We start from the raw sequence: 20,025 nt of genomic DNA, 5'->3' as shown, positions 1-20,025 counted from the left end.
CAATTACGCTTTACGCAGTAACACCTTCCTGCGTCAATGCCGCAATCTGTTTACGCCATTGCGCTTGCTCCTGTTCGCCTTCTGTACGTTGACCATAGAGCTGCGCAATCTGCGTACCGTCATGGGCAAACAATTCCAGACTGGTCACATAACCGTCACTGGCGGGTTTACGAGTTACCCAGGTTTCAGCAATGCACTCCTCTAAAAGGTGAAGAGTAAACGTTGGGTTGAAAATATTCAGCCAGCCTTTCATCGGCACCACTTTTTCAACCACACCGGTGAAGATCTGTACGCAACCACGGTTGCCAACAAATACCATGATCTCATTACCATCTTGCTGGGCAGATTCCAGTATCTGCGCCAGCGCACTATTGGGTACTTTGCAGGCCAAATCGTCTGCCACCAGATTAAACGCCTGCTGGCGAGTCAGGTTGTGGCGCTTGAGCAACGTAAAAAACTGATGAACGTCGGTCATCGCCCGCCACTCTTGCTCGACCACACTGGCATCTACGTCGGTTTGTGCGGCAGTCGCATCAACGGCTTTTAACTCAAGCGGCGTATTCTCTTCGACGATAAAACGCCCCAGAAGCTCGCTCCATGCCGCCATGTCGGTATTATCGGTGGCATAAACTTTCAGTAACGCATCGCCCTGATGATCAAAGAACTGAATACTCTGGCGTTCGCCGCGAGTCGTGGTTTCTTTTATATGGAAAACACTGTCCCACTGATTGAGAAACAGTCGTAAATCCAGCGCGCGCGGGTTGAGTATTAATCCGGCATGACCGTTCAAATGCTGGTTCGTGAAAGCACCAATCTGCTCATGAACAGCATATTCGTTCCGGCAAATGCATTTGGTTTCGCCAACGCTTTCCAGTGCTGCCAGAATTTCACGAATATTGCCACGCATCCGCCACGCATCGTGCGTGACGCGCGCAAATGCCAGTTCTGCTTCGCTAATATTCATTAAACCTGCGATGTCACGCGCGTACTTTCCGGGATTTTGTTCTTTTAACTCAAGCCAGCGTGTGTAGTGGTTCATTGTCTCTCTTCCTTCCAGATAAACGCCCCGAAATATCGGGGCAGATGATTACCATTGATAACTCACGAAAATTTTTCCGTTACGACCATCCTGCGGGATACCCTGCGGCGACCAGTACTCTTTATCGAAGGCGTTGCCCAGTACCAGAGTGGTGGTCATGCCTTTGAGTGCCTGCTGTCCTTGATAGCTAACGTAGAAATCATTCACGCCGTAGCCCGGTTGTTTACTGTAACTGCTGCTGACATGTGTTGAGCGATCGGCAAACGTACCGACCCAACCGACAGAGAAGCCACTATGGGCAATGGGAATATTCAGGGTGCTGGTAACAGTATCCGGGTTAATGCTGGAGATATATTCACCGGTATCGGTGTCTTTGCCACGGGTACGGTTATAGGCCACATCAAGGCTAAACAGATCAGTGGTATATTTCGTCATCACGTCCCAGCCCCAGATTTTGGCGTTCGGGACGTTATACGACATGGTCGTCGCCGCCGCGAAATTGACGGTCGTGGAGATGTAATCCTTCGCTTTGGTATCAAAGTAGCTGGCTTTAAATTCCAGGGCATCATTGGACAACATCAGGTCATCAAAACGCAGCCCAAAACCGTACTCCTGAGTTTCGTTAGTTTCCGGACGTAAGTTCGGGTTTGGCACCCAATAGTTGGTATAGAAGCGACCAATCGAGAAGTGCTTAGAATCGTTATACATTTCGCCCATCGTCGGGGCGCGGAATGCCTGGGCATATGAGCCAAATAACATCAGCCAGTTAGTCGGGTTGATAGTCATCCCCGCGCGAGATGACCATTTGTCGGCATCAACATCTTTGTAGCCGTCGCTGCTACCGCGATAACTGTCATAGCGGGTTCCGCCAAGCAGGGTAATCGGCAGATCGCGTAAGGTTATCTCATCTTGCAGCCAACCGGAGCTGAAATCGATTTTCGCTTGCGGGAACCCCGTCGTCGCACCGCCAGGATGCTGTTCCTGACGATAATACTCACCGCCATATGTCAGCAGGTGAGAGGCAAAACTATCGGCAAACAGAGTGGAACGGTTCTCCAGTTTGGCACCTTTTGTCGTCTGTTCACGATACTCGCCGGAACTCCCCGTGTTCTGCGCATTAATACGGACTTCCGACCAGTAAACTTTTGCATCGGCATTTAACCAGTCGTTGCCCAACGGAGCGAGTTTATAAGCAAGCTGCGCATCACGTTGAATCGTTGAGCGATCAACCATCGGGTTGCTGCTATCAGAAGCCTCAACGGTCTGCGGATTTTTTGGTTCACGCGCGTCGTTATTGTAATAACGCACTAACCCGCTCAGAGCCTGGGCAGAATCAATTTTCCAGGTTCCTTTCGCCAGCATGTTGTTGATAGCCTCGTCATTCGGCGCGGTTTCACCATTGCTCTGGCGTAAATCACCACGATCGCGGCTGGACCAGGCCACAATACCATCCAGATTTTCAGTTCGCCCAAACGCGCTCGCGCCTAATCCCAGGCTATGGTCTCCCGTGCCGCCAGTGCCAAAGACACGAAAACCACTGCTTTGTCCTTCCTGCAATAAATCTTTTGCATCGACCGTATCGTAGGAGATAACCCCTCCCAGCGCGCCACTGCCATACAGTAATGCCGAAGGACCACGGACAATCTCAACGCGTTTGATCAGCGCCGGATCGAGGAAAGTACCATTCAGGTGTCCAGTATCGGTTCCCTGACGAACACCATCGACAAGGATCAACACACCGCGATGGTCATAACCACGCATATTCACATCCTGACCATTCGTGCGTCCCGTACCATCAAGAGTAATCCCAGGAACATGGCGCAGCAGATCGGTGGCAGAAGTGGCCGTTTGGTTTTCAGGGACGGAAGTGTCGATAACGCTGACCATCATTGGCGCTTCGAAGGAACTGCGGGCATTCCCCGTTGCAGTAACAGTCATGGTTTCAGTAGCAAAAGCAATCGTCGGCAAGCTGGCGGAAACAGCCAAAGCCAACAAACTCAAGCGCAACGAGGTAAATTGCGGACGTGACATAGCGATTCTCCATGAGGAAAATAAAAAATGCTGGCTGCCTAGGTAAAAACCGGGGTGGCTGGCGAAAATAAATTTATTTACGATTCAAGGCGATAGTATTAGCCAGGTGAGTTAATTGGCGTTTATATCCCGTGAAATTACCTGGTATTTCTGACAATTGCGCAAATACAAGCCCTCTTATCAGGCCGGGTGGTACACCACGTCTGAAGTGAAGAGTGCCGTGCGTTATCCCTCACGAAAGTTATAATTTCATTATCCATATGATCATATTTTGTTAAATACCAACTTGATAATGAGAATTATTATCGATCATTTTTTTATGATCAAGCTTTTTTTAACCGCTATTAACACACTAAACAGGGGGTTAAAGAATCTGTTTATCTCTCATCAACCGCAGCGTCCTTGTCACAATTCGTCCCACCGTGCCGTAACAAATCTTTGTCGTTAACTGCAATAATTTTTCTATTTTTTTGCCCTACAACCCGCGACATTGCTGGAGTTGCACCTTTTTCTCGCCCCGAAATTCAGCCGTTGCAAAGAACGTTAGCTGACGAATCATCTTGATAAAAATCAAAAATAAATACGCTTGTAACGCCTTGCGTATTGAATCGGTGGTGGAATTTCATATATAACTCAAATGATAATCATGATCATTCTCAATTTGATAAGAGTTCTCAATATGATGCCAAGGATCACCACCAGGCCGTGTCTTTGTTCCCCACTAACGTTATGCATTTCAGCCGTGGCCTCTGCCGCGAAGACCACGGTAAAACGAAGTTCCATGAAAAAACTGTTTATGGCAGTACTGGCTCTTAGCTGGGCTTTTAGCGCAACGGCGACCGAACGTATCGTGGTTGCTGGAGGGTCACTGACGGAACTGATCTACGCGATGGGTGCTGGTAACCGCGTGGTTGGTGTCGATGAAACAACATCTTATCCACCAGAAACCGCCAAACTGCCGCATATTGGTTACTGGAAACAACTAAGCAGCGAAGGCATTTTGTCACTTCGCCCGAATAGCGTAATTACCTGGCAGGATGCCGGGCCACAAATTGTGCTCGACCAACTACGGGCGCAGAAAGTCAACGTCGTCACCCTGCCGCGAGTGCCTGCCACCCTTGAGCAGATGTACGCCAACATTCGTCAACTGGCGAAAACGTTACAGGTTCCTGAACAAGGCGACGCGCTGGTGACACAGATCAACCAACGCCTGGAGCGAGTACAGCAAAACGTGGCGGCCAAAAAAGCCCCGGTTAAAGCGATGTTTATTCTCTCCGCAGGCGGCAGTGCGCCACAGGTTGCCGGTAAAGGCAGCGTCGCAGACGCTATTCTGTCACTTGCCGGTGCAGAAAACGTCGCTACCCACCAGCAGTACAAAAGCTACAGCGCGGAATCGCTGATTGCGGCTAACCCTGAAGTGATTGTCGTCACCTCACAAATGGTCGATGGCGATATTAATCGGCTGCGTTCTATTGCCGGAATTACCCACACCGCCGCATGGAAAAACCAGCGCATTATCACCGTTGATCAAAACCTGATTCTGGGAATGGGCCCGCGTATTGCTGATGTCGTTGAGTCTTTACACCAGCAGCTTTGGCCGCAATAAACGGATTTAAATCAGACGTATGAACATGAAAAACACCCTGGATCTCACGCCACATTTTGCTTTAGACGGAGACCAGCCATTTAAAGACAGGCGCGCCATGATGCCATTTCGTGGAGCCATTCCGGTCGCCAAAGAACAACTGGCACAAACCTGGCAAGAGATGATCGGTCAAACGACTTCACCTCGTAAGCGACTGGTTTATCTGCATATTCCTTTTTGCGCGACACACTGCACGTTTTGTGGTTTTTATCAGAATCGTTTTAACGAAGATGCGTACGCTCATTATACCGATGCCCTGATTCGAGAAATCGAGCTGGAGGCGGACAGTGTATTGCATCAGTCCGCGCCCATCCACGCAGTCTATTTCGGTGGTGGCACGCCTTCTGCGCTCTCTGCGCGCGATTTGTCCAGAATCATCACCACACTACGAGAGAAATTACCGCTGGCACCCGATTGTGAAATCACCATTGAAGGCCGGGTACTGAATTTTGACGCTGACCGAATCGACGCTTGCCTTGACGCAGGAGCAAATCGCTTTTCTATTGGTATTCAGTCATTTAACAGCAACATCCGCAAAAAAATGGCACGCACCTCTGATGGTCCGACCGCCATTGCGTTTATGGAAAGCCTGGTCAAACGCGACCGTGCTGCGGTGGTGTGCGATCTGTTATTCGGCCTGCCAGGTCAGGATGCGCAAACCTGGGGAGAAGATCTGACTATTGCCCGCGATATCGGTCTCGATGGCGTTGATCTCTATGCGCTCAATGTCCTGCCCAACACGCCGCTGGGCAAAGCCGTGGAAAATGGGCGCACTACCGTGCCCTCTCCGGCAGAACGTCGCGATCTCTATCTGCAAGGGTGTGACTTCATGGACGATGCCGGCTGGCGCTGCATCAGTAACAGCCACTGGGGTCGTACTACACGCGAACGTAATCTCTATAACCTGCTGATTAAACAGGGTGCCGATTGTCTGGCCTTTGGTTCTGGCGCAGGCGGTTCGATTAATGGTTACTCCTGGATGAACGAACGCAACCTTCAGACCTGGCATGAATCCGTCGCGGCAGGCAAAAAACCGCTGATGATGATCATGCGTAACGCCGAACGTAACGCGCAGTGGCGTCATACCTTGCAGTCGGGCATTGAAACGGCGCGTGTATCACTGGACGAACTTACGCCACATGCCGAAAAACTCGCGCCGTTACTGGCTCAGTGGCACCAAAAAGGCTTAAGCCGCGATGCTTCAACTTGCCTGCGGCTGACTAATGAAGGTCGTTTCTGGGCAAGCAATATTTTGCAGTCTCTTAATGAACTGATTCAGGTACTTAATGCGCCAGCGATTGTGCGTGGAAAACCATAACAGGAGTGATTTATGAGCCATGTCTCGTTACAGGAATTTTTGAAAACGGAGCCAGACGGTACGCTGGAAGCGATCGCCGAACAATACAACACCACACTGCTGGAGGTAGTGAAAAATCTGCCCTCTCCGACGGTCGTGTCAGGCGATAAATTCGATACTGTCTGGGATACCGTCTGCGAATGGGGCAACGTCACCACGCTGGTGCATACTGCCGATGTGATCCTCGAATTTAGCGGCGAACTGCCTTCGGGTTTCCATCGTCACGGCTATTTCAACCTACGCGGAAAGCACGGCATGTCCGGGCATATCAAAGCAGAAAACTGCACACATATTGCCTTGATCGAACGTAAATTCATGGGCATGGACACCGCCTCTATTCTCTTTTTCAATAAGGAAGGCAGCGCCATGCTGAAAATCTTCCTCGGCAGGGATGACCATCGTCAGCTCCTGAGCGAACAAGTCAGCGCCTTCCATGCTCTGGCGGCATCTCTGAAGGAACATGCCTGATGACGCCGTGGCTACTCTTTGGCGCAGGCGGAAAGGGAGTTGGAGCCAGAACGCTTGCACTGGCGCTGGCGGAACAACGTCCGGTCGTTGCTGTCGTTCGTCATGCCGATGCAGCCAAGAAACTGGCACAACAAGGTGTGCAGGTTTTTACAGGCGACGCCTGTGATGCCAGCGTAGTTGCGGCTGCTTGCCGCGCGGCTGGCCCGGATGCGCTTATCATCTCAACAATGGGCGGCGAACAGGATTATCTGGCGCACAGAACAGTGATTGATGAGGCCGAAAAAGCCGGTATCAAGCGCATGATTCTGGTGACCTCTTTGGGATGCGGAGATAGCTGGCCGTTTTTATCAGATCGCGCCAAAGCCGCGTTTGGTCAGGCGGTACGGGAAAAAACGCTGGCGGAAAGCTGGCTGCAAACCAGCCAACTTGACTACGCCATTCTCCGTCCAGGCGGTCTGCTTGATGGCGCAGCAACGGGCAAAGCGTTACGGATACAAAATCAGGAATGTCATGGTTTTGTCCGCCGTGCCGATGTCGCTACACATATTGCTGAACTGGCCAGTCAGCCGACACTCAACAAGCAGATCTACAGTCTGATTGAACCAGATCTGAAACCGGCGTAATCCCCTCCCGGCGCGGAATATCCGCGCCGTAATGTCGTAATGGAGTTTTGCGTGCTCAAGGATTCATTGTCTTCCGCCAGTGTCTTTATGGGGCTATCACTCTTATTGCTTGCCCTGGTGCTGTTCGGCGCCAGTCAGGGAGCGTTAAAGATCAGTTTTGATGCCCTTTTTGATGAGGAATACCGCGATATCTGGCTGAATATTCGCCTGCCTCGCGTTTTACTGGCAGTGCTGGTAGGCGCAGCGTTGGCAACCGCCGGGGTGATTATGCAGGGGCTTTTTCGCAACCCCATGGCTGACCCTGGATTACTCGGCGTCAGTAGCGGTTCGGCATTAATGGTTGGCGTGGCTATTGTGCTGCCCTTTTCCTTCCCGGTGATGCTGGTGCTCTATGAGCAAATGGTATTTGCCATCGCCGGTAGTTTAGTGGTCTGCACCATCATTTTTCTCATCACGCAGCGCCATCGCGATGGCAGCATGATGCAATTGTTACTGGCCGGGATCGCCATCAACGCCCTGTGCGGTGCGGCGATTGGCGTACTGAGCTATATCGGCGATGAACAGCAGCTACGACAACTCACACTGTGGATGATGGGCAATCTTGGACAGGCGCAATGGCCGACGTTATTGGTCGCCAGTTCATTCATTCTGCCAGCCATTATCGCGACAACCTGTCTCGCCGGAACGCTAAATTTGCTGCAACTTGGTGATGAAGAAGCCCACTACCTCGGCGTGAACGTTAAACGTAAACGCCAGCAATTACTGTTGATTAGCTCACTGCTTGTTGGCGCTGCCGTATCGGTAAGCGGAATTATCGGTTTTATAGGCCTGGTGATCCCACATCTGATTCGCATGACGACCGGGGCAAATCACCGCTGGTTAATCCCTTGTTCCGCCCTCGCCGGCGCCTGTTTATTGCTGATGGCAGACACACTTGCCCGCACGCTAGTACAGCCAGCAGAAATGCCCGTGGGATTATTAACCAGCCTGCTTGGCGGCCCTTATTTTATGTGGTTGATTCTGCGCAACCGGAGGATCACATGATCAGCGCCCAGAACCTGGTTTATAGCCTTCAGGGACGACGTCTGACTGACAATGTCTCGCTGACTTTTCCCGGCGGAGAAATTGTTGCCATTCTCGGCCCTAATGGCGCGGGAAAATCCACGTTGCTTCGCCAGCTAACCGGCTATCTTCAACCAGATAGCGGCGAATGCCGGTTGTTTAATAAGCCATTAAATGAATGGTCAATCACCGAACTAGCGAAACACCGGGCCGTGATGCGTCAAAATAGCCACATGGCGTTTCCATTCAGCGTAAAGGAAGTGATCCAGATGGGGCGGCATCCACATCGTACCGGCAATCAGAGCGGTGAAACGGTGCAGATTATGGCGTTATGCGACTGTCAGGCACTCGCTAACCGCGACTACCGGCAATTATCCGGCGGTGAACAACAGCGTGTGCAATTGGCTCGCCTGCTGGTGCAACTCTGGGAACCAGTCCCCTCACCGAAATGGTTATTCCTTGATGAACCAACGTCGGCGCTGGATATTCACCATCAACAACATCTGTTTCGTTTATTACGCCAGTTGGTTCGCGAACGGCAATTTAACGTCTGCTGCGTATTGCACGATCTTAATCTTGCAGCCCGTTATGCTGACCGTGTTGTTTTGATGCAAAAAGGAAAGGTTGTTGCAAATGGCAAACCGCAGGACGTATTGACACAGCAGGCGCTGACAATGCTCTATGGCGCGGATATTACCGTGCTAAAAGATCCGGCTAACCATTCACCACTGATCGTCCTCGATCATTAAAACCAACAGGAGTACCGCTCTGGTACTCCTGCCGAATAAATAACGATACAGATTAGCTAATTGAAACGCCTTTCACCCCTGCCATGCCTTTTAATAATCGCAACAGCTCTTCTATCGATGTCGTGGCATGAAGCTGGATATCAATGGAAACCACTTCATGATCTTCATTTTCCTGCAACGAAACTAAATCTGTTTTTATTTTTTGCTGCTTAAACCAGTCGAGCATTGATACCGTATTACCGTTCACTAACGTCAGCTGTAAATGGTAATTTTTGTTCATCAGGCGGAAGGTTAATTGATGGAAGACTTCCAGCACCAGCAAGGTCATCACGGAACCGTAAATCCCCAGTTCATACATGCCGCTACCAATCACCATACCGATGGCTGCCGTTACCCAAATATCCGCAGCGGTCGTTAAACCGACAATATTTTGATTGCGAACGAGGATGTTCCCCGCACCGATAAATCCGACGCCAGTGACGACCTGGGCGGCAATACGGCTGGGATCAAGACCGACATGATCCAACGCCAGCACATCAGCAAAACCATATTTCGACACAATCATGAACAGCGCGCTGCCCATACCAATCAAGACATGGGTACGTAAACCAGCCCCCTTGCCGCGCATTTGCCTTTCCATGCCAATAGCACCACAAGCAATTGCGGTCAGGATCAAACGAATAATAAATTCGGTAGTCATATAAAAACGCAAAAAGGAGCAGCAAGATGGCTCGGCTTGCTACTCCTTTTTGCTTTATTCCTGTTAATTCGGCAGGACATTTGCCAATTTATCTTTAAAGGTATACAAATTTTTCTGCGGATTTTTCTTACAATATTCAATCACTTTAGGAATCTGAGTCAGGTCGGTTTCATTTAAGGTTACAGTATCACCACCTTTATAAACCGTTTCTTCATGCAGCATCCACCATGCAACAGGTGTCATCGCTTTCGGATTCAGGTCAATAAATTCCTGACAAGTCATATCTTTAGCAGATTCATTAGCCGCCAGCGCAGATTGCGCATTAACCAGTGACAGTGCCGCTACAGCGCCAACGAAAACAATGGCTTTACGTAGAGATGCAATATTCATTTTACAACCCATTCAATAAATAATTGATATATGAACAGGAGGATTACCTGCTTTATAAACAAGATATTCCGGCCTGTTCAATATTTAAGGAAATACGATGTAACGCATTCCCGTAATTACATATCTTTCTTAATTTTGTCCCATTCGCCTTTAACTTTATCTTTAAAGCTGGCTTTTTTATCCTGAGTACAAGCCTGAACGATAGCTGGGGTTACGGTTGCAATACCCTGAACATCTAAAACCGCATCTTCTAGTTTATCTTTGTTGTTCAGTGCTTCAGCAAAACCAACTGCAGTTGGCTGGAAGGATTCGTCCACAGCCAGGAAATCTTCACAGGTCCAGGAGTTGACCGGTTTTTTGTTATCAGCTGCTTTTTGTGCATCCGCTGCATTGCTCACTACTGGCAGAAGAAGCAGACCACCAAGAATAACGCCTAATACTTTTTTCATCGTAATATCCTCAACTATAAAGTGAAAGAGCCGTCACGAATCAATTTCGACATTGAGGTTATAACCTGGTTTTCTGGGTATGTCATGTTGAGACAAAATATCAAAATCAGATATTTTTATTCTAATACAATAGGTTACATGGTCATCACGCACGGTAATTAGGAAATTTTTATTAAATCAACTGCATTCTCAGATGCATTTTTGGCATAGATTGATAGCAGGGGTTTTCCTTCTTAAATTTATAGGGTGGTTCTATGTTATATATAGATAAGGCAACAATTTTGAAGTTTGATCTGGATATGCTTAAGAAGCATCGTAGAGCGATCCAGTTTATTGCTGTACTGCTATTCATCGTCGGTTTACTGTGTATCAGTTTCCCGTTTGTTTCTGGTGATATTCTAAGCACGGTAGTTGGCGTATTATTAATCTGCTCGGGTATCGCACTTATTGTTGGATTATTCAGCAACCGCAGTCATAATTTCTGGCCTGTATTATCGGGGTTCCTCGTGGCTGTAGCCTATTTATTGATCGGCTATTTCTTTATCCGCGCACCGGAACTAGGGATTTTCGCCATTGCAGCGTTTATTGCGGGTCTGTTCTGCGTCGCAGGGGTTATTCGCCTGATGAGCTGGTATCGTCAGCGTTCAATGAAAGGTAGCTGGCTACAACTCGTTATTGGTGTGCTGGATATCGTCATTGCCTGGATATTCCTTGGCGCAACACCGATGGTTTCTGTGACATTGGTATCTACGCTGGTAGGGATCGAACTCATATTTAGCGCCGCCAGCCTGTTCAGTTTTGCTAGTTTGTTCGTTAAAAAATAATAACTAGCCGACGTATCTCCGCTCTATTTTTTAGCCTGCCTCATAGTTACGCACAATGATTATGAGGCAGCTAACACCTACACCACCGCATGGCTACCTTGATAAAACACGTACTATCATTGAAATAAATCGCGCACAGCGATTAAATCAACTATCTGAAATTTTTGTTTTTTTTATTTATTTTACGGCGAATTAGCCATTTCAAACATTATCATGGCTGATATTTTTCGTTGTCAGGTTTAATGTTTTAGAAGTGCTGTGAGAAAGTGAACTGAAGGTTCCATAAACATCGATGCTATGGGTAGATAAACAAATATTCCAGAGTTTATTTTTTCACTATCAATGCGCTAAAAGAAAGCTGGCAATCCAATTGCCAGCTTAAATAGAAACAAGGAGACTCAATATTTAAATCGGATTACACTTTAACTTTAGTAATATTCTTCAGAGATCACAAATGGATTATTTATAACTTATTCTTGGGTAGAAGTCCGCAGCATGTTAATGTTTTGTTTATTAATTACAAATCAATAACAACCAGGAATCTTACCTAGGATCAATATATGGACCAGATGATGGCTAAATCTGAAGTTTTGATTAGTGTTAATAGACGTATTAGTTCACGAAGGGCAAGGTTCTTATAGGCGTTTACTATATTGAACACCATATTCGGACATGGATGTAAATAATGAAAGGGACAACATGTTCGAAACGATAACGGCTAAGGAGCAAGTTATGATTTTTCTCATGACGAAGGATTCTTTTCTTTTACAGGGCTTTTTGCAGTTGAAAGATAATCACGAAATGATAAAAATCAATTCCCTGTCAGAGCTCAAAAGCATAGGCAACAAACCATTCAAGGTGATCATTGATACCTATCATAATCATATCCTTGATGAAGAAGCTATTAAGTTTCTTGAGAAATTAGATGCCGAAAGAATCATTGTTCTGGCACCTTATCACATCAGTAAACTGAAAAGTCAGTCGCCTATTTATTTTATCAGCCGCAAAGAAAGTATTAAAAACCTGATTGATATTACTTATGGAAAACACTTACCCCATAAGAATTCTCAATTATGTTTCTCGCATAATCAATTCAAAATTATGCAACTGATTCTGAAAAACAAAAATGAAAGTAATATCACATCAACACTGAATATTTCGCAGCAAACGTTAAAGATCCAGAAATTCAATATCATGTACAAGCTGAAACTGAGACGTATGAGCGACATCGTGACTCTGGGAATTTCTTCTTATTTTTAATAAGGAGCCGATGTGACCCAGCGATAATTGTCTGAAATTAATGGCTGGCATGACGAGGGATGCAAATGCTGACTCCATTACTCCCGGTGATAACCCAAGGAGAAGCGAAAACGAACTTATTCCCCTGGTTTATGTATCCACCAGTAGAAACCTTCGTTGCCCGGATGCAGACAGAGACTGTCGGCAGAACGGCAACATTTTTTTTGCCATTAACGTCACAATATTGGTCACTCTGCCTACATGCTTCCTCGCTGGCTTACAACCTCATGACTTGCATTATGCCGCTGGTCTGTAAATCCCTCATACCTCACCCCACGCGTAATTCAAAGAACCGTTATTTCTCACGAGTTTTCAGGGACTAAAATGAACAGAAAAACAATACTGTTAATACCGTTGTTATTCTGCGGCGCGATACTCACCGCCTGCGATGACAAATCGACGGAAAATGCCGCCGCCATGACACCTGAAGTGGGTGTGGTGACACTCTCTCCCGGTTCGGTCAATGTGATGAGCGAACTGCCCGGCAGAACAGTTCCTTATGAAGTTGCTGAGATACGTCCCCAGGTGGGCGGCATTATCATTAAACGCAACTTTATCGAAGGCGATAAAGTTAACCAGGGCGACTCGCTGTATCAGATTGATCCTGCACCCTTACAGGCAGAGCTGAACTCTGCCAAAGGTTCGCTGGCGAAAGCTCTCTCCACCGCCAGCAATGCCCGCATCACCTTTAACCGCCAGGCATTGTTGCTGAAGACCAACTACGTTAGCCGTCAGGATTACGACACCGCGCGCACCCAACTGAATGAGGCAGAAGCCAATGTCACCGTCGCCAAAGCGGCTGTTGAGCAGGCGACGATCAATCTGCAATACGCGAATGTCACCTCGCCGATTACGGGCGTCAGCGGAAAATCGTCGGTAACCGTCGGCGCATTAGTTACTGCTAATCAAGCTGATTCCCTGGTCACTGTGCAGCGTCTGGATCCGATTTATGTCGATCTCACGCAGTCGGTGCAGGATTTTTTGCGCATGAAAGAAGAGGTCGCCAGTGGGCAGATCAAGCAGGTTCAGGGCAGTACGCCTGTGCAGCTTAATCTGGAAAATGGCAAACGTTACAGCCAGACCGGCACGCTGAAATTTTCCGACCCGACAGTAGATGAAACCACGGGTTCCGTCACGTTGCGCGCGATCTTCCCCAATCCAAATGGTGACTTACTGCCAGGCATGTACGTCACAGCGTTAGTGGATGAAGGTAGTCGCCAGAATGTGTTACTGGTGCCGCAGGAAGGCGTTACTCACAACGCTCAGGGTAAAGCGACGGCACTCATTCTGGATAAAGACGATGTCGTGCAGTTACGCGAAATTAACGCTACCAAAGCTATCGGAAATCAGTGGGTTGTTACCTCTGGTTTGCAAGCTGGCGATCGGGTGATCGTTTCCGGTTTGCAACGCATACATCCGGGTATCAAAGCACGCGCAATTTCCTCCAGCCAGGAAAACGCCAGCACCGAATCGAAACAATAACGTTGCAGGCTTAAGGGGACTTTCATGGCTAACTATTTTATTGATCGCCCGGTTTTTGCCTGGGTACTTGCCATTATTTTGATGCTCGCAGGCGGTCTGGCGATCATGAACTTACCGGTTGCGCAATATCCGCAGATTGCACCGCCAACCATCACCGTCAGCGCCACCTATCCGGGCGCTGATGCGCAAACAGTAGAAGACTCGGTCACTCAGGTGATTGAGCAAAATATGAATGGGCTTGATGGCCTGATGTATATGTCATCAACCAGCGATGCAGCAGGTAATGCATCCATCACCCTGACCTTTGAGACGGGAACATCGCCCGATATCGCGCAGGTTCAGGTACAAAATAAACTGCAACTCGCCATGCCATCGCTCCCCGAAGCGGTACAGCAACAAGGAATTAGCGTCAATAAATCGAGCAGCAATATCCTGATGGTGGCGGCGTTTATCTCTGATAACGGCAGCCTCAACCAGTACGACATCGCGGACTATGTGGCGTCTAATATTAAAGACCCTCTAAGCCGTACCGCAGGCGTCGGTAGCGTACAGCTCTTTGGTTCAGAGTACGCCATGCGTATCTGGCTGGATCCGCAAAAACTCAATAAATACAATCTCGTTCCTTCTGATGTTATTTCCCAAATCAAAGTACAAAACAACCAGATTTCCGGCGGTCAACTGGGGGGGATGCCACAGGCGGCAGACCAGCAACTGAACGCCTCAATCATTGTGCAGACGCGTCTACAAACGCCGGAAGAATTTGGCAAAATCCTGCTAAAAGTTCAGCAAGATGGTTCGCAAGTATTGCTGCGCGACGTTGCTCGCGTCGAGCTGGGGGCGGAAGATTATTCCACCGTGGCGCGCTATAACGGCAAACCTGCTGCCGGTATCGCCATCAAACTGGCTACCGGGGCAAACGCGCTCGATACCTCGCGGGCAGTAAAAGCAGAACTCAACCGCTTATCAGCCTATTTCCCCGCCAGCCTGAAGACGGTTTATCCTTACGACACCACACCGTTTATCCAAATTTCAATTCAGGAAGTTTTCAAAACGCTGGTTGAGGCGATCATCCTCGTCTTCCTGGTCATGTACCTGTTTTTACAAAACATTCGCGCTACGATTATCCCGACTATCGCCGTGCCGGTGGTTATTCTCGGTACGTTCGCGATTTTGTCGGCGGTCGGTTTTACCATCAACACCCTCACCATGTTCGGGATGGTGTTAGCTATAGGGCTTCTGGTAGATGACGCCATCGTGGTGGTGGAAAACGTCGAGCGCGTGATAGCGGAAGATAAACTGCCGCCGCAGGAAGCGACGCATAAATCGATGGGGCAAATCCAGCGTGCGTTGGTCGGGATTGCCGTTGTTCTGTCCGCCGTGTTTATGCCAATGGCCTTTATGAGCGGCGCGACCGGGGAAATTTATCGCCAGTTCTCCATTACGCTGATTTCATCCATGTTGCTTTCGGTGTTTGTGGCGATGAGCCTGACCCCAGCACTTTGCGCCACCATTCTGAAAGCCGCACCGGAAGGTGGTCACAAACCGAACGCCTTGTTCGAACGCTTCAACCATCTGTTTGAAAAATCGACTCAGCACTATACCGACAGCACCCGCTCACTGCTGCGTTGCACTGGTCGTTACATGGTGGTTTACCTGCTGATTTGTGCGGGGATGGCGGTGCTGTTCCTGCGTACACCGACCTCTTTCTTACCGGAAGAGGATCAGGGGGTCTTTATGACCACCGCGCAGTTACCGTCAGGTTCCACCATGGTTAACACCACGAAAGTGCTGCAACAGGTGACAGATTACTATCTGACAAAAGAGAAAAATAATGTCCAGTCGGTGTTTACCGTTGGCGGCTTTGGCTTCAGCGGTCAGGGGCAAAACAACGGTCTGGCGTTTATCAGCCTCAAGCCGTGGTCTGAACGTGTCGGCGAGGAAAACTCAGTGACCGCAATCATTCAGCGGGCAATGGTGGCTCTGAGCAGTATCAATAAAGCGATGATTTTCCCGTTCAACTTACCTGCGGTAGCGGAGCTGGGTACAGCATCAGGTTTTGATATGGAACTACTGGACAACGGCAACCTGGGGCACGAAAAGCTGACCCAGGCGAGAAACGAGTTGTTGTCGCTGGCAGCACAATCACCCGATCAGGTAACAGCGGTTCGCCCGAACGGCCTGGAAGATACACCGATGTTCAAAGTGAACGTCAACGCCGCGAAAGCCGAAGCGATGGGCGTGGAACTGTCTGATATCAACCAGACCCTCTCTACCGCCTTCGGCAGTAGCTACGTCAATGACTTCCTCAATCAGGGGCGTGTGAAAAAAGTGTATGTCCAGGCAGGAACGCCGTTCCGTATGCTGCCGGACAACATCAACCAATGGTATGTACGCAACGCCTCTGGCACGATGGCGCCGCTTTCTGCCTATTCTTCAACAGAATGGACCTACGGTTCGCCGCGACTGGAACGTTACAACGGCATTCCGTCGATGGAGATTTTAGGGGAAGCCGCTGCAGGGAAAAGTACCGGTGACGCAATGAAATTTATGGCGGATCTGGTCGCTAAACTTCCGGCGGGCGTCGGCTACTCCTGGACCGGGTTGTCATATCAGGAAGCGTTATCATCCAACCAGGCACCCGCACTGTATGCCATTTCACTGGTCGTGGTGTTCCTCGCCCTCGCCGCGCTGTATGAAAGCTGGTCAATTCCGTTCTCGGTGATGTTAGTTGTACCGTTGGGTGTCATTGGTGCATTACTGGCAACTGACCTGCGCGGCTTAAGCAATGACGTCTACTTCCAGGTCGGGTTGCTGACCACTATCGGGCTTTCCGCCAAGAACGCCATCCTGATCGTCGAATTTGCGGTTGAGATGATGCAGAAAGAAGGCAAAACACCGGTAGAAGCGATTATCGAAGCGGCGCGGATGCGTTTACGCCCAATCCTCATGACCTCTCTGGCCTTTATTCTCGGCGTACTGCCGCTGGTTATCAGTCATGGCGCAGGTTCCGGCGCACAAAACGCGGTAGGTACAGGCGTTATGGGGGGGATGTTTGCAGCAACTGTGCTGGCAATTTACTTCGTTCCCGTCTTTTTTGTCGTTGTGGAACATCTCTTTGCCCGCTTTAAAAAAGCGTAACGTATGAATGAGAGTAAGGTTGAACATGAGCGTTCAGCCTTACTCTTTCCTCGCAACCACTCACTACTCAACAACCAGCTAATCGTGAGGAATACCAGACTTAACAAACAGCAGTGAAAGTAGAAACCACTCCAGCCATTGGTCATCAATTTGAACAGCACAATACAGACCAGCATTCCCGTAATTATATGAATTGTTAGCTTAATAATCCCAAACATGCCGCGTCTTTTCCTCCTGAAAATACTAATACCCGTTTGCGAACTGCCAAAGAGAACTTGCCGTTGGTTCCGGCAGAGATAATCAGGAAAGATTTTTACATGCAGCGAGTATGAGATCCTGACCAATACCCAAATGAGATATGCAATCAGGAGAAGGTTCCCGGCGAATGCTGTGCAAACTGATGTGGTGTGACGCCATAATATTGTCGAAATGTATTTATAAAGTACGACGTACTGCTATACCCACATTTTTCAGCAATGGTATGTAGAGGAACTTGCCGTAACTCAAGTAGTCTTCTGGCCATCGACATCCTCGAGGCGAGTAATATTTTACTGAAGCAAGTATTTTCTTCCTGCAACTTTTTTTTGATTAAGCTCTCACTGGTATACATTGTTTCTGCGATATCACGCAGATACCAACGCCTGGCTATATCAAAGCTAATAATACGTTCAACTTTCCCCGATACAGTGCTGATACTGTTAAAAAGTAAAGGGATAAGCTCTTTCTTATGAGAAAACATTGATAAGCAGGAAAGATAGAGCATATTGCTCAATATAGGAGAATTTACAGCGGATTTAGCAAAACTATCAAAAATCGCTATCACCAGAGGCATTGGCGGTTCTGGGTTAATTAATAAACGATTTTTGTTATGTAGCCCCAAATTATGTGGTGCCTGACGAATATTTTGTAAGTAATGACAAACCGTCAGCTCATCGATATCCAAACGTCGCGTATCATGTGAACAAAACGAAAAATCGTCTGCCAAATTTTTCTCCAGTAGTAGAATACTCGCTTTGTTCAACGATATTTTTTGTTGTTCATGATAAATATCAAACGAACGGCAGGCGAGGATCACCGAGCAAACATGAGCCATGACTATCCCTTATATTCCATTACTGCGATTATTTCAATTTCAGTATACTGATGAAATGATGCCTGACTGTTCTTCAGGACTAAAACTGCCATATTTAGTAGGATCATACTTTACCTATTACGCAAATTTGCATAACAGTTAATTAGAAATAAGTAAATACAATAATAATATATTTTTAAAAATCGTATAGCCTATGTTTATAAAAATTTGGCTGATCTTATCTCCAGCAAACGTTATATTTAACTTACTGAGAGCACAAAAGTTTCCCGTGCCAACAGGGAGTGTTATAACGGTTTATTAGTCTGGAGACGGCAGACTATCCTCTTCCCGGTCCCCTATGCCGGGTTTTTTTTATGTTCGGGCAGACGTTGTAATCTTATTCTTACAGCCGAACTCTAAAATTTTCTTCTGTAACAAGTCTTGTCATTGAGTCGCCATTGAACTTTCCTTGTGCTATTTGTTCCTGATACTCTGTGGGTGTCATCCCATAATAATTTCGAAAAACGTAAATAAAATATGACATGCTGTTATAGCCACAGGACATTGCCACGCGTTTTATTGGAATACCAGGCATTACAACAAGTTGTAATGCACGCTGCATTCTACATGCGGTGAGCAGTTGTGAATAAGACGTATCTTCTTCACGCAATTTTTTCTTTAACAGACTCTGACTCATCAGTAACTCGTTGGCGATCTGTGATAATGTCCATTGATGAGCAATATTATTGTTGATAACTGTACAAACTCGCGTGCGCGTATTGGGATGTAATATGTTCACCAGTAGCGGTATAAACTGCTCATCCTCAAGAAAAACGGACAATAATGCAAATATTAATGCTCTTTTGCGCAATACCTCACCATAGCGGAGATTAGTTTGCTGCGAGAGTTGCATAACTTCCTGAAAAAATGGAATTTCTCTGGCACAGTGGTGAATAATTAACGAAGGTACTTTTTTATGAGCATGAAAATTTAACGCCTCCTCCTTGAGAATCTGGAGGAATAATGAAAGCGTTTCCTTCGTGACAAATACTATATTTTCTAAGGAATTAGAAACTAAAACATGATTTGCATCCGCGCAGACCAAATCACCGCCATTAAAATAGCGATATTCACCATCAGCCATGGTGAGAATATATTTATGTCTTGCGTACGCAATGAGACAAGTGCCATGTTGTGATTGCATAGTTGACTTAATATAACATAAACATATTACTGTTTATTAATGTAGCACGCATTATATCTAAGTCAAATTTACTGGCATATAAATTTAAACGAAGCGGTGAGAAAAATGATAATGAGTGGAATAAATTACGCAGAATTATGGTGTTTATAATACAAAAAATGAATAGATAAAAATGCAAGATAATGAATACCAGGCGAATAATATCTTAAGGTGATATTTCACTTATATCATTATAATTTATAAACATTCATACATTATACAACTTAATAACAATATGAATATAAACCAATATTTCCGGGTTATATTCTGGTCGAACTCTCAGCCCCGGCTTGCTAGCCGGGGCTGAGATTCCTTATAACATCCTGTTATCAGGTATGTTTAAAGCTGTTCTGCTGGGCAATACCCTGCAGTTTCGAGTGATCGCTGAGATATTTCAGGGAGGCTTTGTAGTCTTCCAGCAACAGTTCAGCGAAGTCCATTTCGAAACCACGAC

18 protein-coding genes and 1 pseudogene are annotated in these 20,025 nt (G+C 47.4%); 10 read left to right on the top strand and 9 right to left on the bottom strand.

Features of this window, described 5'->3' with window-relative positions; all coding sequences use genetic code 11:
* Window positions 1-10: 10 nt before the first annotated feature.
* A complete protein-coding gene (gene chuS, locus FC814_RS13920) occupies window positions 11-1,039 on the bottom strand; it encodes a hematinate-forming heme oxygenase ChuS (RefSeq protein WP_085461366.1) in 1,029 nt (342 codons plus the stop codon).
* Between the two features lie 48 nt (window positions 1,040-1,087).
* A complete protein-coding gene (gene chuA, locus FC814_RS13915) occupies window positions 1,088-2,977 on the bottom strand; it encodes a TonB-dependent heme/hemoglobin receptor ChuA/ShuA (protein WP_307723224.1) in 1,890 nt (629 codons plus the stop codon).
* A 775-nt stretch (window positions 2,978-3,752) separates the two neighbouring features.
* Here chuA and shuT point away from each other — a divergent pair.
* From shuT to FC814_RS13885, 6 genes are read left to right on the top strand one after another with little or no spacing between them, the layout of a single operon-like run.
* Window positions 3,753-4,676 (top strand): heme ABC transporter substrate-binding protein ShuT, encoded by a 924-nt coding sequence (gene shuT, locus FC814_RS13910; RefSeq protein ID WP_024165147.1) that lies wholly within the window; start codon window positions 3,753-3,755, stop codon window positions 4,674-4,676.
* Window positions 4,677-4,695: 19 nt separating this feature from the next.
* Window positions 4,696-6,033, top strand: a complete 1,338-nt coding sequence (gene hutW, locus FC814_RS13905; protein ID WP_137326063.1) for a heme anaerobic degradation radical SAM methyltransferase ChuW/HutW — start codon at window positions 4,696-4,698, stop codon at window positions 6,031-6,033.
* 12 nt (window positions 6,034-6,045) lie between these two features.
* On the top strand, window positions 6,046-6,540 hold the full coding sequence (hutX, locus tag FC814_RS13900) for a heme utilization cystosolic carrier protein HutX (protein ID WP_000020032.1): 495 nt from the start codon (window positions 6,046-6,048) through the stop codon (window positions 6,538-6,540).
* Window positions 6,540-7,163, top strand: coding sequence for an anaerobilin reductase (chuY, locus tag FC814_RS13895; RefSeq protein WP_137326062.1), 624 nt, complete (start codon window positions 6,540-6,542; stop codon window positions 7,161-7,163). Before hutX ends, chuY begins: the two co-directional genes overlap by 1 nt.
* Before the next feature lie 51 nt (window positions 7,164-7,214).
* Entirely contained in the window at window positions 7,215-8,207 is a 993-nt protein-coding gene (gene shuU, locus FC814_RS13890) for a heme ABC transporter permease ShuU/ChuU (RefSeq protein WP_000910410.1), read from the top strand.
* Complete coding sequence (locus FC814_RS13885; protein ID WP_000622313.1) at window positions 8,204-8,974, top strand: heme ABC transporter ATP-binding protein; 771 nt, start codon at window positions 8,204-8,206, stop codon at window positions 8,972-8,974. The genes shuU and FC814_RS13885 overlap by 4 nt, the downstream gene beginning before the upstream one ends.
* Window positions 8,975-9,026: 52 nt before the next feature.
* Here the strand turns inward: FC814_RS13885 and FC814_RS13880 are convergent, their stop codons facing one another.
* The 3 genes from FC814_RS13880 to hdeA all read right to left on the bottom strand — a co-directional run bounded on the left by FC814_RS13880 (window position 9,027) and on the right by hdeA (window position 10,513).
* Complete coding sequence (locus FC814_RS13880) at window positions 9,027-9,674, bottom strand: MgtC/SapB family protein (protein WP_024165148.1); 648 nt, start codon at window positions 9,672-9,674, stop codon at window positions 9,027-9,029.
* Window positions 9,675-9,737: 63 nt separating this feature from the next.
* Window positions 9,738-10,064, bottom strand: coding sequence for an acid-activated periplasmic chaperone HdeB (gene hdeB, locus FC814_RS13875; RefSeq protein ID WP_016158878.1), 327 nt, complete (start codon window positions 10,062-10,064; stop codon window positions 9,738-9,740).
* A 116-nt stretch (window positions 10,065-10,180) separates the two neighbouring features.
* Entirely contained in the window at window positions 10,181-10,513 is a 333-nt protein-coding gene (gene hdeA / locus FC814_RS13870) for an acid-activated periplasmic chaperone HdeA (protein WP_137326061.1), read from the bottom strand.
* A 254-nt stretch (window positions 10,514-10,767) separates the two neighbouring features.
* Here hdeA and hdeD point away from each other — a divergent pair, with 254 nt between their 5' ends.
* Window positions 10,768-11,337 carry an acid-resistance protein HdeD gene (gene hdeD, locus FC814_RS13865; RefSeq protein ID WP_000965661.1) on the top strand — a complete coding sequence of 190 codons (570 nt, stop codon included), beginning with the start codon at window positions 10,768-10,770 and terminating at the stop codon, window positions 11,335-11,337.
* 732 nt (window positions 11,338-12,069) lie between these two features.
* Window positions 12,070-12,597, top strand: a complete 528-nt coding sequence (gene gadE, locus FC814_RS13860) for an acid resistance transcriptional activator GadE (protein ID WP_000576683.1) — start codon at window positions 12,070-12,072, stop codon at window positions 12,595-12,597.
* Between the two features lie 37 nt (window positions 12,598-12,634).
* On the opposite strand, the pseudogene FC814_RS23525 reads toward gadE, so the two are convergent.
* Window positions 12,635-12,901: pseudogene (locus FC814_RS23525) on the bottom strand (hypothetical protein).
* Between the two features lie 107 nt (window positions 12,902-13,008).
* Between FC814_RS23525 and mdtE the strand changes: the two are divergent.
* Together mdtE and mdtF are read left to right on the top strand one after the other, a co-directional pair.
* Complete coding sequence (gene mdtE / locus FC814_RS13850; protein WP_367643732.1) at window positions 13,009-14,118, top strand: multidrug transporter subunit MdtE; 1,110 nt, start codon at window positions 13,009-13,011, stop codon at window positions 14,116-14,118.
* A gap of 24 nt (window positions 14,119-14,142) precedes the next feature.
* On the top strand, window positions 14,143-17,256 hold the full coding sequence (gene mdtF / locus FC814_RS13845) for a multidrug efflux pump RND permease MdtF (protein WP_000024839.1): 3,114 nt from the start codon (window positions 14,143-14,145) through the stop codon (window positions 17,254-17,256).
* A gap of 364 nt (window positions 17,257-17,620) precedes the next feature.
* On the opposite strand, the gene gadW is transcribed toward mdtF, so the two are convergent.
* The 3 genes from gadW to FC814_RS23185 all read right to left on the bottom strand — a co-directional run.
* Window positions 17,621-18,349 (bottom strand): acid resistance transcriptional activator GadW, encoded by a 729-nt coding sequence (gene gadW / locus FC814_RS13840; RefSeq protein WP_000951545.1) that lies wholly within the window; start codon window positions 18,347-18,349, stop codon window positions 17,621-17,623.
* A gap of 382 nt (window positions 18,350-18,731) precedes the next feature.
* The gene (gene gadX, locus FC814_RS13835; RefSeq protein WP_105290302.1) at window positions 18,732-19,532 is read right to left on the bottom strand and encodes a DNA-binding transcriptional regulator GadX; all 801 of its coding nucleotides are present in this window, start codon (window positions 19,530-19,532) and stop codon (window positions 18,732-18,734) included.
* A 368-nt stretch (window positions 19,533-19,900) separates the two neighbouring features.
* Window positions 19,901-20,025: hypothetical protein (locus FC814_RS23185; RefSeq protein ID WP_250190263.1), on the bottom strand; the 125-nt coding region annotated here is incomplete at its 5' end.

Origin of the sequence: Escherichia sp. MR, from assembly GCF_005280595.1 — a bacterium.
GTDB lineage: Bacteria > Pseudomonadota > Gammaproteobacteria > Enterobacterales > Enterobacteriaceae > Escherichia > Escherichia ruysiae.
Note: the sequence above shows the minus strand (reverse complement) of the source record. Positions and strands in the feature narration are given on the sequence as shown.